The sequence below is a fragment of the Streptomyces sp. NPDC051963 genome, assembly GCF_044593495.1.
In the GTDB taxonomy this organism is placed as follows: domain Bacteria; phylum Actinomycetota; class Actinomycetes; order Streptomycetales; family Streptomycetaceae; genus Streptomyces.
In genome coordinates, this window is the sequence record NZ_JBIUCC010000007.1 from 328,140 (window position 1) to 344,060 (window position 15,921).

General features: G+C 68.2%; 17 protein-coding genes. All 17 read left to right on the top strand.

The genetic code is table 11. The features are described from left to right. Positions 1-19 precede the first annotated feature (19 nt). The 17 genes from ACIHFB_RS29530 (at position 20) to ACIHFB_RS29610 (ending at position 15,908) form a co-directional block, all read left to right on the top strand. Positions 20-1,156: an LCP family protein gene (locus ACIHFB_RS29530; RefSeq protein ID WP_365283732.1), complete on the top strand. Its 1,137-nt coding sequence runs from the start codon at positions 20-22 to the stop codon at positions 1,154-1,156. 140 nt (positions 1,157-1,296) lie between these two features. Further along, complete coding sequence (gene rpmE, locus ACIHFB_RS29535; protein WP_016438250.1) at positions 1,297-1,518, top strand: 50S ribosomal protein L31; 222 nt, start codon at positions 1,297-1,299, stop codon at positions 1,516-1,518. A 106-nt stretch (positions 1,519-1,624) separates the two neighbouring features. Next, positions 1,625-2,701: a peptide chain release factor 1 gene (gene prfA, locus ACIHFB_RS29540; RefSeq protein ID WP_365283729.1), complete on the top strand. Its 1,077-nt coding sequence runs from the start codon at positions 1,625-1,627 to the stop codon at positions 2,699-2,701. Between the two features lie 77 nt (positions 2,702-2,778). Next, positions 2,779-3,618, top strand: coding sequence for a peptide chain release factor N(5)-glutamine methyltransferase (gene prmC, locus ACIHFB_RS29545; RefSeq protein WP_365283728.1), 840 nt, complete (start codon positions 2,779-2,781; stop codon positions 3,616-3,618). A 61-nt stretch (positions 3,619-3,679) separates the two neighbouring features. Then, positions 3,680-4,327 (top strand): L-threonylcarbamoyladenylate synthase, encoded by a 648-nt coding sequence (locus tag ACIHFB_RS29550; RefSeq protein ID WP_365283726.1) that lies wholly within the window; start codon positions 3,680-3,682, stop codon positions 4,325-4,327. Continuing rightward, the gene (locus ACIHFB_RS29555; RefSeq protein ID WP_365283724.1) at positions 4,324-4,992 is read left to right on the top strand and encodes a protein-tyrosine-phosphatase; all 669 of its coding nucleotides are present in this window, start codon (positions 4,324-4,326) and stop codon (positions 4,990-4,992) included. The genes ACIHFB_RS29550 and ACIHFB_RS29555 overlap by 4 nt, the downstream gene beginning before the upstream one ends. Before the next feature lie 111 nt (positions 4,993-5,103). Further along, positions 5,104-6,342, top strand: coding sequence for a serine hydroxymethyltransferase (glyA, locus tag ACIHFB_RS29560; protein WP_365283723.1), 1,239 nt, complete (start codon positions 5,104-5,106; stop codon positions 6,340-6,342). 140 nt (positions 6,343-6,482) lie between these two features. Then, entirely contained in the window at positions 6,483-7,826 is a 1,344-nt protein-coding gene (locus ACIHFB_RS29565; protein ID WP_365283721.1) for an MraY family glycosyltransferase, read from the top strand. Between the two features lie 299 nt (positions 7,827-8,125). After that, positions 8,126-8,572 (top strand): hypothetical protein, encoded by a 447-nt coding sequence (locus ACIHFB_RS29570; protein WP_365283720.1) that lies wholly within the window; start codon positions 8,126-8,128, stop codon positions 8,570-8,572. 225 nt (positions 8,573-8,797) lie between these two features. Further along, a complete protein-coding gene (atpB, locus tag ACIHFB_RS29575; RefSeq protein WP_365283718.1) occupies positions 8,798-9,622 on the top strand; it encodes a F0F1 ATP synthase subunit A in 825 nt (274 codons plus the stop codon). Positions 9,623-9,697: 75 nt separating this feature from the next. Next, entirely contained in the window at positions 9,698-9,919 is a 222-nt protein-coding gene (atpE, locus tag ACIHFB_RS29580; RefSeq protein ID WP_004925497.1) for an ATP synthase F0 subunit C, read from the top strand. Between the two features lie 39 nt (positions 9,920-9,958). After that, on the top strand, positions 9,959-10,510 hold the full coding sequence (locus tag ACIHFB_RS29585; RefSeq protein ID WP_365283715.1) for a F0F1 ATP synthase subunit B: 552 nt from the start codon (positions 9,959-9,961) through the stop codon (positions 10,508-10,510). A gap of 5 nt (positions 10,511-10,515) precedes the next feature. Beyond that, complete coding sequence (locus tag ACIHFB_RS29590; protein ID WP_365284042.1) at positions 10,516-11,331, top strand: F0F1 ATP synthase subunit delta; 816 nt, start codon at positions 10,516-10,518, stop codon at positions 11,329-11,331. A gap of 129 nt (positions 11,332-11,460) precedes the next feature. Further along, a complete protein-coding gene (gene atpA, locus ACIHFB_RS29595) occupies positions 11,461-13,050 on the top strand; it encodes a F0F1 ATP synthase subunit alpha (protein WP_400128580.1) in 1,590 nt (529 codons plus the stop codon). Positions 13,051-13,071: 21 nt separating this feature from the next. Next, positions 13,072-13,986, top strand: a complete 915-nt coding sequence (locus tag ACIHFB_RS29600) for a F0F1 ATP synthase subunit gamma (RefSeq protein WP_400128581.1) — start codon at positions 13,072-13,074, stop codon at positions 13,984-13,986. After that, a complete protein-coding gene (atpD, locus tag ACIHFB_RS29605) occupies positions 13,986-15,422 on the top strand; it encodes a F0F1 ATP synthase subunit beta (RefSeq protein WP_400128582.1) in 1,437 nt (478 codons plus the stop codon). The genes ACIHFB_RS29600 and atpD overlap by 1 nt, the downstream gene beginning before the upstream one ends. A gap of 111 nt (positions 15,423-15,533) precedes the next feature. Continuing rightward, positions 15,534-15,908: a F0F1 ATP synthase subunit epsilon gene (locus ACIHFB_RS29610; protein WP_365283709.1), complete on the top strand. Its 375-nt coding sequence runs from the start codon at positions 15,534-15,536 to the stop codon at positions 15,906-15,908. Positions 15,909-15,921: the final 13 nt, after the last annotated feature.

Sequence of the window (15,921 nt, forward strand, 5' to 3'; positions counted from 1 at the left end):
GTCAAGAACCGAGGAGCACATGTCCGCCGAGAGCACACCGGAGCCCGGTATACCGGGTGGCACCGGCAGCACGGGCCCGCGCCACAGCGCCAAGGGCCGCCGCCGCAAGCCCCGTGGCAACCGCCGCAAGGGACTGCTCGTCACGGCCTGGGTGGCCGGGGGCATCCTGGTGCTGGGCGGCACGGGCGCCGGTTACGTGTACTTCAAGCTCAACGGCAACCTCAAGAGCGTCGACATCGACCAGGCCCTCGGCACCGACCGGCCCACCAAGGCCGACAACGGCTCCGAGAACATCCTGGTCCTGGGCTCCGACACCCGCTCCGGCAGCAACCAGAAGCTCGGCGGCGGTGCCGACGACGGCAGCGCCCGCTCCGACACCGCGATGATCGTGCACGTCTACAAGGGCCACAAGAAGGCCAGCGTGGTGTCCATCCCCCGCGACACCCTCATCGACCGCCCCGAGTGCACCGAGACCGACGGCGACACCCACGACGCCGCGACCGACGTCATGTTCAACTCGGCGTACACCACCGGCGGGGCGGCCTGCGCGGTGAAGACCGTCGAGTCGATCACCGACCTCCGCATGGACCACTACCTCGAGGTCGACTTCAGCGGCTTCCAGAAGCTCATCGACGAGCTCGGCGGCGTCAAGGTCACCACCAGCCAGGCCATCAACGACCCCGAGAGCCACCTGGAGCTGACGGCCGGCACCCACAAACTCACCGGCGAGCAGGCACTCGGCCTGGTCCGCACCCGGCACGGCGTCGGCGACGGCTCCGACCTCGGCCGCATCCAGCTCCAGCAGGCCTTCATCAAGGCGTTGGTCGAGCAGATCAAGGACGTCGGCGTCTTCACCAACCCGAAGAAGCTGTACGACCTCGCCGACACCGCCACCAAGGCCGTCACCACCGACTCCGACCTGGGCTCGGTGAACTCCCTCATGTCCTTCGCGAACGGCCTCAAGGGCATCGGCCCGAAGCACATGAACATGGTCACGATGCCGGTGCAGTACGACCCGGCCGACGCCAACCGCGTCCTCGTCGACGACACCAAGGCCCGGCAGGTGTGGACGGCCTTGAAGAACGACAAGCCGATCCCGAAGTCGGCGACGACGGGCACGGCAACGGGTCAGGCCAACGGTGTGGTGACGTCGTAGCGCTCTGCCGGGAATAGATCACCATGACCCCTCGTTTTGGGGGATGGCCCCAGTCCTGGCAGACTGGTACGTCGGCCCCGGTTCACGCCCCCGCATCCCGCGGAAGCGACCCGGCGCCCTCCCGAAACTAGGAGACCCCCTTGAAGCGCGACATCCACCCCGAGTACGTCGAGACGCAGGTCAGCTGCACCTGTGGCGCGTCGTTCACCACCCGCAGCACGATCTCCAGCGGCACCGTCCGTGCCGAGGTCTGCTCCGAGTGCCACCCGTTCTACACGGGCAAGCAGAAGATCCTCGACACCGGTGGCCGTGTGGCCCGCTTCGAGGCCCGCTTCGGCAAGGCTGCCGGCTCCAAGAAGTAGCGAGCCCCATTTCGCCGGTCCACGGCCGCGCCCTTCCTTCGGCGCGCCGGGACCGGCGTTTTTGGTCGCCCGCCCTTCCCTTCGTACGCAATTCAGGAGCCCCAAGATGTTCGAGGCCGTCGAGGAACTGGTCGCAGAGCACGCCGACCTGGAGACGAGGCTCGCCGACCCGTCGGTCCACGCCGACCAGGCCAACGCGCGCAAGCTGAACAAGCGCTACGCCGAGCTCACCCCGATCGTCGCCACGTACCGCTCCTGGAAGCAGATGGGCGACGACATCGAGACGGCCCGTGAACTCGGCGCCGACGACCCGGAGTTCGCCGCCGAGGTCAAGGAGCTGGAGAAGCAGCGCGAGGAACTGACGGAGAAGCTGCGGCTCCTCCTCGTCCCGCGTGACCCCAGCGACGACAAGGACGTGATCCTCGAGATCAAGGCGGGCGCGGGCGGCGACGAGTCGGCCCTGTTCGCCGGGGACCTGCTGCGCATGTACCTGCGGTACGCGGAACGCATCGGCTGGAAGACCGAGATCATCGACGCCACCGAGTCCGAACTGGGCGGCTACAAGGACGTCCAGGTCGCCGTGAAGACCAAGGGCGGCCAGGGCGCCACCGAGCCCGGCCAGGGTGTCTGGGCGCGGCTGAAGTACGAGGGCGGGGTGCACCGTGTGCAGCGCGTGCCCGCCACCGAGTCCCAGGGCCGTATCCACACCTCGGCCGCCGGTGTCCTGGTGACGCCCGAGGCCGAGGAGGTCGACGTCGAGATCAACCCGAACGACCTCCGCATCGACGTCTACCGCTCCTCCGGCCCCGGCGGCCAGTCCGTCAACACGACCGACTCCGCGGTGCGCATCACGCACATTCCGACCGGAGTGGTCGCCTCCTGCCAGAACGAGAAGAGCCAGCTTCAGAACAAGGAGCAGGCACTGCGTATCCTGCGCTCCAGGCTGCTCGCCGCGGCGCAGGAGGAGGCGGAGAAGGAGGCCGCCGACGCCCGCCGCAGCCAGGTCCGCACCGTCGACCGCTCCGAGAAGATCCGTACGTACAACTTCCCGGAGAATCGTCTCTCGGACCACCGCGTCGGCTTCAAGGCCTACAACCTGGACCAGGTCCTGGACGGCGACCTCGACGCGGTGATCCAGGCCTGCGTCGACGCGGACTCGGCCGCCAAGCTCGCAGCCGCGTAAGGACGTACGAGAAAGACCAGTACCGGAGGACATGCGTGCAGCCATCATTTGGGGGGCGACCCTCAAGTCCCCGCAGCGTGCTGCTCGCTGAGGTAGCTCAGGCCACCCAGCGGCTGGCCGACGCCGGCGTGCCCTCGCCGCGCAACGACGCGGAGGAGCTCGCCGCGTTCGTGCACGGCGTGAAGCGGGGGGAGCTGCACTCCGTGAAGGACGCCGACTTCGACGCCCGGTACTGGGAGGTCATCGCCCGCCGCGAGGCCCGCGAACCGCTCCAGCACATCACCGGCCGCGCCTTCTTCCGGTATCTGGAACTCCAGGTCGGTCCGGGGGTGTTCGTCCCGCGCCCCGAGACCGAGTCGGTGGTCGGCTGGGCCATAGACGCAGTGCGGGCGATGGATGTCGTGGAGCCGCTCATCGTCGACCTGTGCACCGGCTCCGGCGCCATCGCGCTCGCCCTCGCCCAGGAGGTCCCGCGCTCCCGTGTGCACGCCGTGGAGCTGTCCGAGGACGCGCTCCAGTGGACCCGCAAGAACATGCAGGGGTCCAGGGTCGACCTGCGCCAGGGCGACGCCCTGACCGCCTTCACGGACCTCGACGGCCAGGTCGACCTGGTCATCTCCAACCCGCCGTACATCCCGCTCACCGAATGGGAGTACGTCGCTCCCGAGGCGCGGGACTACGATCCCGAACTCGCCCTGTTCTCAGGGGAGGACGGCCTGGACCTGATCCGGGGCATCGAGCGCACGGCCCACCGTCTGCTGCGTCCCGGTGGCGTCGTCGTCATCGAGCACGCGGACACCCAGGGCGGCCAGGTGCCGTGGATCTTCACCGAGGAGCGGGGCTGGGCCGACGCGGCCGACCACCCCGACCTCAACAACCGCCCCCGGTTCGCGACCGCCCGCAAGGCGATGCCGTGACCACCCCCCAGACTGTTGTCCCGAAGTACGTGAAGCACGTGTACGAGGAGGCCCGCTAGATATGGCACGGCGATACGACACCAACGACGCGACGGACCGTACGACCGGTCTGCGCGAAGCCGCGTCCGCCGTCCGCCGTGGCGAGCTAGTGGTCCTCCCCACCGACACGGTGTACGGCATCGGCGCCGACGCGTTCACCTCGGAAGCCGTCAACGACCTGCTCGAGGCCAAGGGGCGGGGCCGCAACATGCCCACCCCTGTCCTCATCGGCTCCCCGAACACCCTGCACGGCCTCGTCACGGACTTCTCCGAGATGGCCTGGGAGCTGGTCGACGCCTTCTGGCCGGGCGCGCTGACGCTGGTAGCCAAGCACCAGCCGTCCCTCCAGTGGGACCTCGGGGACACCCGGGGCACGGTCGCCGTACGCATGCCGTTGCACCCGGTCGCCATCGAACTGCTCACCGAGGTCGGCCCGATGGCCGTCTCCTCGGCGAACCTCACCGGCCACCCGGCGCCGGAGGACTGTGACGCCGCGCAGGGCATGCTGGGCGACTCGGTCTCCGTCTACCTCGACGGCGGGCCCACGCCCGGCAACGTGCCCTCCTCCATCGTCGACGTCACCCGCGAGGTGCCGCTGCTCCTGCGTGCGGGCGCCCTCTCGGCCGAGGAGCTGCGAAAGGTCGTACCCGACCTCGAGGTGGCCAATTGACAGCCCCTGACGCGGGGCGTGGCATATGGAACGGGGAAGAGACGGGGACCTTCGGGCTTCCACTGGACAGCTTCCGCATCCTCCACGTCAGCACCGGCAACGTGTGCCGCTCGCCGATCACCGAGCGGCTGACCCGTCATGCCCTGGCGGACCGGCTCGGCGATCCGCTGTGGGGCGGGCTGATCGTGGAGAGCGCGGGCACCTGGGGCCATGAGGGCGCGCCCATGGAGGCCAACGCGGAAGCGGTCCTGGCCGACTTCGGGGCGGACCCCTCCGGCTTCGTCGGCCGGGAACTGCTCGACGACCATGTGATCCGCGCCGACCTGGTCCTGACGGCAACCCGGGACCATCGCGCCCAGGTCATCTCCATGGGCCACTCCGCCGGGCTGCGCACCTTCACCCTGAAGGAGTTCACCCGTCTGGTGAAGGCGATCGACCCGGCGACCCTGCCTCCCCTGGAGGACGGGATGGTCGCCCGTGCACGGGCGTTGGTACGAGCCGCGGCAGCTCTACGCGGGTGGCTCCTGGCCCCCACGGCCGAGGCGGACGAGGTCTACGACCCGTACGGCGCCCCACTGACGTTCTTCCGGTCGATCGGGGACGAGATAAATCAGGCGCTGGATCCGGTGGTGACCGCCTTGACCGGGGTTCCTGCGCGGACGTGACGCGAGGTCACAGCTCTCACTGGCGTACCCGCCAGGATGTGACAACCGAGCGCCTCCGGGGTCCCGGGCCTACATTGGTGCTACGTCACCGTCGACGCCCCGGAGCCCATCATGACGGTCACCCCTACCCAAGAGGTCGATGTCCTGCGCCGTCAGGACCCCGAGCTGGCCGGGATTCTGCTCGGGGAGCTGGAGCGGCAGTCGACGACGTTGCAGTTGATCGCCGCCGAGAACTTCACGTCGGCGGCGGTGCTGGCCGCGCTCGGGTCGCCGCTCGCCAACAAGTACGCGGAGGGCTATCCGGGGGCCCGGCACCACGGGGGCTGCGAGATCGTCGATGTCGCCGAGCGGATCGCCGTGGACCGGGCCAAGGCGCTGTTCGGTGCGGAGCACGCCAACGTGCAGTCCCACTCGGGGTCCTCGGCCGTTCTCGCCGCGTACGCGGCCCTGCTGCGGCCCGGCGACACGGTCCTCGCGCTGGGCCTGCCGCACGGCGGCCATCTCACGCACGGCTCGCCCGCGAACTTCTCCGGCCGCTGGTTCGACTTCGTCGGCTACGGGGTGGACGCGGAGACCGGCCTCATCGACTACGACCAGGTGCGGGCCATGGCCCGTGCGCACCGGCCCAAGGCGATCGTGTGCGGGTCGATCGCCTACCCGCGGCACATCGACTACGCCCTCTTCCGCGACGTCGCCGACGAGGTGGGCGCCTATCTGATCGCCGACGCCGCGCACCCGATCGGACTGGTCGCCGGGGGAGCGGCGCCCAGTCCGGTGCCGTATGCCGATGTCGTCTGCGCCACCACGCACAAGGTGCTGCGGGGCCCGCGCGGCGGCATGATCCTGTGCGGGCACGAGCTGGCCGAGCGGGTCGACCGGGCCGTGTTCCCCTTCACCCAGGGCGGCGCCCAGATGCACACCATCGCCGCCAAGGCGGTCGCCTTCGGCGAGGCGGCGACGCCCGCGTTCACCGTGTACGCCCATCAGGTCGTCGCCAATGCGCGGGTCCTCGCGGCCGCGCTGGCCGACGAGGGGCTCGTCGTCACCACGGGCGGCACGGACACGCATCTCATCACCGCCGACCCGGTGCCGCTCGGCGTCGACGGACGGACCGCACGGGGCCGGCTCGCCGCCGCCGGGATGGTCCTGGACTGCTGTGCGCTGCCGCACGGCGACGCCCGGGGCCTGAGGCTGGGCACGGCGGCGGTGACCACCCAAGGCATGGGAGAAGAGGAGATGGGTCACATCGCCGCCCTGCTCGCGGGGGTGCTGCGCGGCGCGGTCGAGAACCAGCAGGCACGTGAAGAAGTGCGGGAGCTGGCCGGTAGATTTCCGCCGTATCCCGGCTGAGCGGGGGTACGCGCACCCGGGTGCACAGCCAGGCGTGCAACCATCGTCGCTACCCGGAAGTCCTCACACATATGCGTCGCGTATGAGACGGTCGCTAGGGTGTGGGGCTGAGATGGCCAGCGAGACCTGTGGGGAAGCCCGTGCGTGAATACCTGCTGACGCTCTGCATCACGGCCGCGGTGACGTACCTGCTGACAGGGCCGGTACGGAAGTTCGCGATCGTGGCCGGAGCGATGCCGGAGATCCGGGCACGTGACGTGCACCGGGAGCCCACTCCGCGGCTCGGCGGGATCGCGATGTTCTTCGGCCTGTGCGCGGGCTTGCTGGTCGCCGACCACCTGAGCAATCTCAGCGAGGTCTTCGAGAAGTCGAACGAGCCGCGGGCACTGCTCTCCGGCGCGGCCCTCATCTGGCTGATCGGCGTCCTGGACGACAAGTTCGAGATCGACGCCCTGATCAAGCTGGGCGGCCAGATGATCGCCGCCGGCGTCATGGTCATGCAGGGTCTGACGATCCTGTGGCTGCCCATCCCGGGCGTCGGGACCGTGGCGCTCACCCAGTGGCAGGGCACCCTGCTGACGGTGGCGCTCGTCGTCATCACCATCAACGCGGTCAACTTCGTCGACGGACTCGACGGACTCGCGGCGGGCATGGTGTGCATCGCGTCCGCGGCCTTCTTCATGTACGCCTACCGCGTCTGGTACGGCTACGGCATCGAGGAAGCCGCCCCCGCAACGCTGTTCGCGACGATCCTGATCGGCATGTGCATCGGCTTCCTGCCGCACAACATGCACCCGGCGCGGATCTTCATGGGCGACTCCGGCTCCATGCTCATCGGCCTGGTGCTGGCGGCCTCGGCCATCTCCATCACCGGCCAGATCGACCCGGACAGGATGAACCTGTTCTCCGGTTCGGAGCGCGCCACCGTGCACCAGATGGTGCCCGCCTATATTCCGCTCCTGATGCCGCTGACCATCATCGCGATCCCGGCCGCAGACCTGGTCCTGGCCATCGTGCGCCGGACCTGGCGCGGCCAGTCGCCGTTCGCCGCCGACCGAGGGCATCTGCACCACCGGCTGCTGGAGATCGGGCACTCGCACAGCCGCGCGGTGCTGATCATGTACTTCTGGTCGGCGCTGATCGCGTTCGGTGCGCTCGCCTACTCGGTGAACTCGGCGTCGATGTGGATCGTGCTCGGCGTCGTCTTCCTCAGCGCCATCGGGCTGGCCCTGCTCCTGCTGCCGAGGTTCACCCCGCGCGCCCCGCGCTGGGCCGAGGCCTTCGTGCCGCCGCGCTACCGCCGCAGGGCGGTGGGGGAGCCGGAGCCGGTGCCGGCGGAGGCCGAGGTGGCCGTCCCGGTCGTCGAGGAGCCCCGCACTCCGGTCGCCGCCGGAGTAGCCCGGGTCAACGGAGTCAACGGCGCGACCGCTCTCGGCGCCCGTTCGCGCTTCCTGGATCGGCGCAAAGCCGGATCGTCGCGCTGACGCTCAAGGTAAGAATCTGACTAGAGCATTGCCAAGTCGTGGGGGAGCGAAGCGCCCCAATACCAGACAAAGCGGCGCTGTTTCTGCACAGACGCGCACTGTCACTCTCATGTGTGACACCGAGCACAGCATCTAGGTAAAGACCTCATCAAATAGTTTGTGATACGGTTCACGAGAACCCGGGGCAGAGCCGAAGGACCGTGGTGCGACGGTCCATTGGCGTGAGGATCACTCTCAACCCGGGGCTACGCTCGTCCATGACGACACCCCTGCCCCCCTGCGAAAGCGGAGTTGCCGCCATGCCGTCCAATGACGTCCGGATCCTGCTCCAGGCTGCTGTGCCCACAGCTGCCGTCGGCGCTGTTGCCGCCGTCGTCAGTGCTGTGGTCGCCGGTGGCGACGGGGCGGTCGGGGCGGTCGTCGCGACGCTGGTGGTGATCCTCTTCATGGGGATCGGTCTCTACGTTCTGCAGCGCACTGCCAAATCGCTTCCGCACTTGTTCCAGGCGATGGGCCTGATGCTCTACGCGGCACAGATTCTTCTGCTGTTCATCTTCGTCGCCGCGTTCAAGAACACCACCCTGTTCGACCCCAAGGCCTTCGCTCTCACGCTCGTCGCCGGCACCCTCGCCTGGATCGCCGCGCAGACGCGTGCCCATATGAAGTCCAAGATTCTCTACGTCGAACCGGACTCGTCCGCCCCCAAGAACGGCGACAAGCCCGAAAAGACGGGGCACTCGTCGTGAGAGGTAGGGCCGGGATAAAGGCGCATGAGAGACCCTGCTATCGTCCGGTGCCAACTGCGGCATCGCGGGCGCGGGCATCTGAGCTGACGCCTGCTCACACGCAGGGCGTGATGCCCCACAGCCGCCCCCACATCCGTAACACCAGTCCCGTGCCGAACCGCGGCTGCATGCCGCGCCGACACAACGAGGTTGCCGTACCTATGCGCCACGACGAAGGAGCCCGCGGTGAGTGCTGACCCGACGCAGGTGCTCGCCTTCGAGACCGACTGCCACCTGTTCGACGGGTGTGGCTTCCCGGCTCCGGGCCTGCACTCGTTCCTGTTCGAGCCGCTCTTGGGTGACGCCGACGGCAACGGCATCTACTTCAACAAGCCGATGCTGCTGGCCCTTCTGGGCTCCATCATCGTGGTGGGCTTCTTCTGGGCCGCGTTCGCCAAGCCGAAGGTGGTCCCCGGCAAGCTCCAGATGGTTGCCGAGGCCGGCTACGACTTCGTACGCCGCGGCATCGTCTACGAGACGATCGGCAAGAAGGAGGGCGAGAAGTACGTTCCGCTCGCCGTCTCCCTGTTCTTCTTCATCTGGATGATGAACCTCTGGTCGATCGTTCCGGTCGCCGCATTCCCGGTGACGTCGATCATCGCCTACCCCGCGATCCTGGCCCTGATCGTCTACATCACCTGGGTCTCGCTCACGTTCAAGCGGCACGGTTTCGTCGGTGCCTTCAAGAACTTCACCGGCTACGACAAGTCGCTCGGCCCGGTGCTCCCGCTGGCCATGACCATCGAGTTCTTCTCGAACCTGCTGGTCCGCCCGTTCACGCACGCGGTGCGACTCTTCGCGAACATGTTCGCCGGTCACACGCTGCTGCTGCTGTTCACCATCGCCAGCTGGTACATGCTGAACGGCATCGGTATCGCCTACTCCGGCGTCTCGTTCGTGATGGTCATCGTGATGACCGCCTTCGAGCTCTTCATCCAGGCAGTTCAGGCGTACGTCTTCGTCCTCCTGACCTGCACCTTCATCCAGGGCGCGCTCGCCGAGCACCACTGAGCACCCCCGCTTCAGAACCCCAAAGTCGTCCGGTGGCCAACCCCCACCGGTCCGTAAAGAGAAGGAAGAACTGGCATGTCCAACCTTGCTGCTGTCACCGGTGACCTCGGTTCCGTCGGTTACGGTCTTGCGGCCATCGGCCCCGGCGTCGGCGTTGGCATCATCTTCGGTAACGGCACCCAGGCCCTTGCCCGCCAGCCCGAGGCGGCCGGCCTGATCCGCGCCAACCAGATCCTCGGCTTCGCCTTCTGTGAGGCGCTCGCCCTGATCGGTCTCGTCATGCCGTTCGTCTACTAAGACGAGCCCTGACCGAACCTGTCGACGAAAGGCACTGATGTGAACTCCGCCCTGGTTTTGCTGGCGGCTGAGGGTGAGAAGGAGAACCCCCTCATCCCGCCGTGGCCGGAAGTTGTCATCGGCCTCATCGCTTTCGTCATCGTCTTCGGCTTCCTCGCCAAGAAGCTCCTCCCGACCATCAACAAGGTTCTGGAAGAGCGTCGCGAGGCCATCGAGGGCGGTATCGAGAAGGCCGAGGCCGCGCAGACCGAGGCCCAGAGCGTCCTTGAGCAGTACAAGGCCCAGCTCGCCGAGGCCCGGCACGAGGCCGCGCGTCTGCGCCAGGAGGCGCAGGAGCAGGGCGCCACGCTCATCGCCGAGATGCGTGCGGAAGGCCAGCGGCAGCGTGAGGAGATCATCGCCGCCGGTCACGCGCAGATCGAGGCCGATCGCAAGGCCGCCTCGTCCGCGCTGCGCCAGGACGTCGGCAAGCTCGCCACCGACCTGGCCGGCAAGCTCGTCGGTGAGTCCCTCGAGGACCACGCCCGGCAGAGCCGTGTGATCGACCGCTTCCTCGACGAGCTCGACGAGAAGGCCGAGGCAGCCCGGTGACAGCGCTGCACGGAGCGAGCCGCGAGGCCCTGGCGGCCGCACGCGAGCGTCTCGACGCGCTGACGGACTCCACGTCCGTGGACGCCGGCTCGCTCGCCGACGAGCTGGCCTCCGTCACCGCGCTGCTCGACCGCGAGGTGTCGCTGCGTCGGGTCCTGACCGACCCGGCGCAGTCCGGTGAGGCCAAGGCCGACCTGGCCCAGCGCCTCATCGGCGGCCAGGTCAGCGGGGCCACCGCCGACCTGCTGTCCGGCATGGTGCGTTCCCGCTGGTCGCAGTCGCGCGACCTGGTGGACGCGCTGGAGCAGCTGGCCAACGTCGCCGACTACACCGCCGCGCAGAAGGCGGGCACGCTCGACGACGTCGAGGACGAGCTGTTCCGGTTCGGCCGGATCGTCTCCTCGAACACCGAGCTGCGCGCCGCGCTCACCAACCGGGCCGCGACGGTGTCCGCCAAGGGCGAGCTGCTGCGCAGCCTGCTCGGCGGCCGGTCCGCCGCGACCACCGAGCGTCTGGTGACGCGCCTTGTGACCCGTCCCCGGGGACGTAGCCTGGAAGCGGGACTGGAGTCCCTGTCCAAGCTCGCCGCCGAGCGCCGGGATCGCATGGTGGCCGTGGTCACCACGGCGGTACCGCTGAGCGACCCGCAGAAGCAGCGCCTGGGTGCCGCCCTGGCGAAGCTCTACGGCCGTCCGATGCACCTCAATCTGGACGTGGACCCCGAGGTCGTCGGCGGTATCCGGGTGCAGGTCGGTGACGAGGTCATCAACGGCTCGATCGCGGACCGCATCGAGGACGCCGGCCGCCGCATGGCGAGCTAGCAGCAAACTTCATAAGCAAAGCAGTACGTGTACCTACGGCCCGGTTGGGTCGTGCAGAGGATTCCTGGGGGTCGCCCCCAGACCCCCAAGTTGAAACTTCGGGCCCAACAAGGAGAGCAGGGAACCCAGATGGCGGAGCTCACGATCCGGCCGGAGGAGATCCGGGACGCGCTGGAGAACTTCGTCCAGTCGTACAAGCCGGACGCGGCCTCGCGCGAGGAGGTCGGTACGGTCACCCTTGCCGGCGACGGCATCGCGAAGGTCGAGGGTCTGCCCTCGGCCATGGCCAACGAACTGCTGAAGTTCGAGGACGGCACCCTCGGTCTCGCCCTCAACCTCGAGGAGCGCGAGATCGGCTGCGTCGTCCTCGGTGAGTTCAGCGGCATCGAGGAGGGTCAGCCGGTCTCCCGTACCGGCGAGGTCCTCTCCGTGGCCGTCGGCGAGGGCTACCTCGGCCGCGTCGTCGACCCGCTCGGCAACCCGATCGACGGCCTCGGCGAGATCGAGACGTCCGGCCGCCGCGCCCTCGAGCTTCAGGCTCCGGGCGTCATGGCCCGTAAGTCGGTGCACGAGCCGATGGAGACCGGCTACAAGGCCGTCGACACGATGACCCCGATCGGCCGCGGCCAGCGTCAGCTGATCATCGGTGACCGCCAGACCGGCAAGACCGCCCTGGCCGTCGACACGATCATCAACCAGCGCGACAACTGGCGCTCCGGCGACCCGAAGAAGCAGGTCCGCTGCATCTACGTCGCCATCGGCCAGAAGGGCTCGACCATCGCCTCCGTGCGTGGCGCCCTGGAAGAGGCCGGCGCGCTGGAGTACACGACCATCGTCGCCGCCCCGGCGTCCGACCCGGCCGGCTTCAAGTACCTGGCGCCGTACACCGGTTCGGCCATCGGCCAGCAGTGGATGTACGAGGGCAAGCACGTCCTCATCATCTTCGACGACCTCTCGAAGCAGGCCGACGCCTACCGCGCCGTGTCCCTGCTGCTGCGCCGCCCGCCGGGCCGTGAGGCCTACCCGGGTGACGTCTTCTACCTGCACTCCCGTCTGCTGGAGCGCTGCGCGAAGCTCTCCGACGAGATGGGCGCCGGTTCGATGACGGGTCTGCCGATCGTCGAGACCAAGGCCAACGACGTCTCGGCGTTCATCCCGACCAACGTCATCTCCATCACCGACGGCCAGTGCTTCCTGGAGTCGGACCTGTTCAACGCCGGTCAGCGCCCCGCGCTGAACGTCGGTATCTCCGTCTCCCGAGTCGGTGGTTCCGCACAGCACAAGGCGATGCGCCAGGTCTCCGGCCGTCTCCGCCTCGACCTCGCCCAGTACCGTGAGCTGGAGGCGTTCGCCGCCTTCGGTTCCGACCTGGACGCCGCGTCGAAGTCCCAGCTGGAGCGTGGTTCGCGTCTGGTCGAGCTGCTCAAGCAGGCTCAGTACCAGCCGATGGCCACCGAGGACCAGGTCGTCTCCATCTGGGCCGGCACCAACGGCAAGATGGACGAGGTGCCCGTCGCCGACATCCGCCGCTTCGAGAAGGAGCTGCTCGAGTACCTGCACCGCAAGGAGCAGGGCCTCATGACCTCCATCAAGGAGGGCGCCAAGATGTCGAACGACACCATCCAGGCGATCGACGACGCCGTAGCCGAGTTCAAGAAGCAGTTCGAAACCTCGGACGGCAAGCTTCTCGGCGAGGACGCCCCGGCCGCGGCCAAGTGACGTAAGGAAGGGACCTGACTCATGGGAGCCCAGCTCCGGGTCTACAAGCGTCGCATCCGATCCGTCACCGCGACCAAGAAGATCACCAAGGCGATGGAGATGATCGCCGCCTCGCGTGTCGTCAAGGCGCAGCGCAAGGTGGCGGCCTCGGCGCCGTACGCGACCGAGCTCACCCGCGCGGTCACGGCTGTCGGCACCGGCTCGAATACCAAGCACCCGCTGACCACCGAGGCGGAGACGGCGACCCGTTCCGCGGTACTGCTCCTCACGAGCGACCGCGGACTGGCCGGCGCCTTCAACGCCAACGCCATCAAGGCCGCCGAGCAGCTGACGGAGCGCCTCGAGGCGGAGGGCAAGGAGGTCGACACGTACATCGTCGGCCGCCGCGGTCTGGCCCACTACAACTTCCGCGAGCGCAAGGTCGTGGATTCGTGGTCGGGCTTCACCGACGGGCCCTCCTACGCGGACGCGAAGAAGGTCGCGGCTCCCCTGATCGAGGCCATCGAGAAGGACGCGGCTGAGGGCGGCGTGGACGAACTCCACATCGTCTACACCGAGTTCATCTCGATGATGACGCAGAACGCGGTCGACGGCCGTCTGCTGCCCCTCAGCCTCGAAGAGGTCGCGGAGGAGGCGCCCAAGGGCGAGATCCTTCCGCTGTACGACTTCGAGCCGTCGGCGGAGGACGTCCTCGACGCCCTCCTGCCGCGCTACGTCGAGAGCCGTATCTACAACGCGATGCTCCAGTCGGCTGCCTCCAAGCACGCCGCGACGCGCCGCGCGATGAAGTCGGCGACCGACAACGCGGGAGACCTGATCACCAGCCTCTCCCGACTTGCCAACGCGGCCCGCCAGGCCGAAATCACCCAGGAAATCAGCGAGATCGTCGGTGGCTCCGCAGCCCTGGCCGACGCGACCGCGGGGAGTGACAGGTAATGACGACGACAGTTGAGACGGCCGCTGCCACGGGCCGCGTCGCCCGGGTCATCGGCCCGGTCGTCGACGTGGAGTTCCCCGTCGACGCGATGCCCGACATCTACAACGCCCTTCACGTCGAGGTGGCCGACCCGGCCCAGGACGGCGAGAAGAAGACGCTGACCCTGGAGGTCGCCCAGCACCTGGGTGACGGCCTGGTCCGCACCATCTCCATGCAGCCCACCGACGGTCTGGTCCGCCAGGCCGCCGTCGTGGACACCGGCGCCTCCATCACCGTGCCGGTCGGCGACTTCACCAAGGGCAAGGTGTTCAACACCCTCGGTGAGGTGCTGAACAGCGACGAGACGTACGACGGCGAGCGCTGGGGCATCCATCGCAAGGCGCCGAACTTCGACGAGCTCGAGTCGAAGACCGAGATGTTCGAGACCGGCGTCAAGGTCATCGACCTGCTCACCCCGTACGTCAAGGGTGGAAAGATCGGCCTGTTCGGCGGTGCCGGCGTCGGCAAGACGGTGCTCATCCAGGAGATGATCTACCGCGTCGCCAACAACCACGACGGTGTCTCCGTGTTCGCCGGTGTCGGCGAGCGCACCCGTGAGGGCAACGACCTCATCGAGGAGATGTCCGAGTCCGGCGTCATCGACAAGACCGCGCTGGTCTTCGGTCAGATGGACGAGCCCCCGGGCACCCGTCTCCGGGTCGCCCTGGCCGGTCTGACCATGGCGGAGTACTTCCGCGATGTGCAGAAGCAGGACGTGCTGTTCTTCATCGACAACATCTTCCGCTTCACCCAGGCCGGTTCCGAGGTCTCGACCCTGCTCGGCCGTATGCCCTCCGCGGTGGGCTACCAGCCGAACCTGGCCGACGAGATGGGTCTCCTCCAGGAGCGCATCACCTCGACCCGTGGTCACTCGATCACCTCGATGCAGGCGATCTACGTCCCCGCGGACGACCTGACCGACCCGGCCCCGGCCACCACCTTCGCCCACCTCGACGCGACGACGGTTCTCTCCCGTCCGATCTCCGAGAAGGGCATCTACCCGGCCGTGGACCCGCTGGACTCCACGTCCCGCATCCTGGACCCCCGCTACATCGCGGCGGACCACTACGCGGCCGCGATGCGCGTCAAGTCGGTCCTTCAGAAGTACAAGGACCTCCAGGACATCATCGCGATCCTCGGTATCGACGAGCTGGGCGAGGAGGACAAGCTCACCGTCCACCGTGCCCGTCGCGTGGAGCGCTTCCTGTCCCAGAACACCCACGTCGCCAAGCAGTTCACCGGCGTCGACGGTTCGGACGTCCCGCTGGAGGAGTCGATCGCGGCCTTCAACGCGATCATCGACGGCGAGTACGACCACTTCCCGGAGCAGGCGTTCTTCCTCTGCGGTGGCCTCGAGGACCTCAAGGCCAACGCCAAGGAGCTGGGCGTCTCCTGAGCTCGCGCTCTTGACAGAGGGGGCGGGCGCGTCCCGCCCCCTCTGTCACGCCCACTAGACTTGTAACCAACACCCGGCACTACCGCCGGGTGGTGACCCGAGGAGCCACCCTTGGCTGCTGAGCTGCACGTCGAGCTGGTCGCCGCCGACCGTCAGGTCTGGTCCGGCGAGGCCACCCTGGTCGTCGCGCGCACCACGTCCGGCGACATCGGCGTCATGCCCGGTCACCAGCCGCTGCTCGGTGTGCTGGAGTCGGGCCCGGTGACCATCCGTACGAGTGATGGTGGGACGGTCGTCGCCGCGGTGCACGGCGGTTTCATCTCGTTCGCGGACAACAAGCTGTCGCTGCTGGCCGAGATCGCCGAGCTGTCGGACGAGATCGATGTCCAGCGCGCCGAGCGAGAGCTCGAGCGCGCAAAGGCGGAGGGCGATGCCTCCGCCGAGCGTCGCGCGGACGTACGACTGCGTGCGGCGGCGGCGAGCTGAACCTGCTCACCGT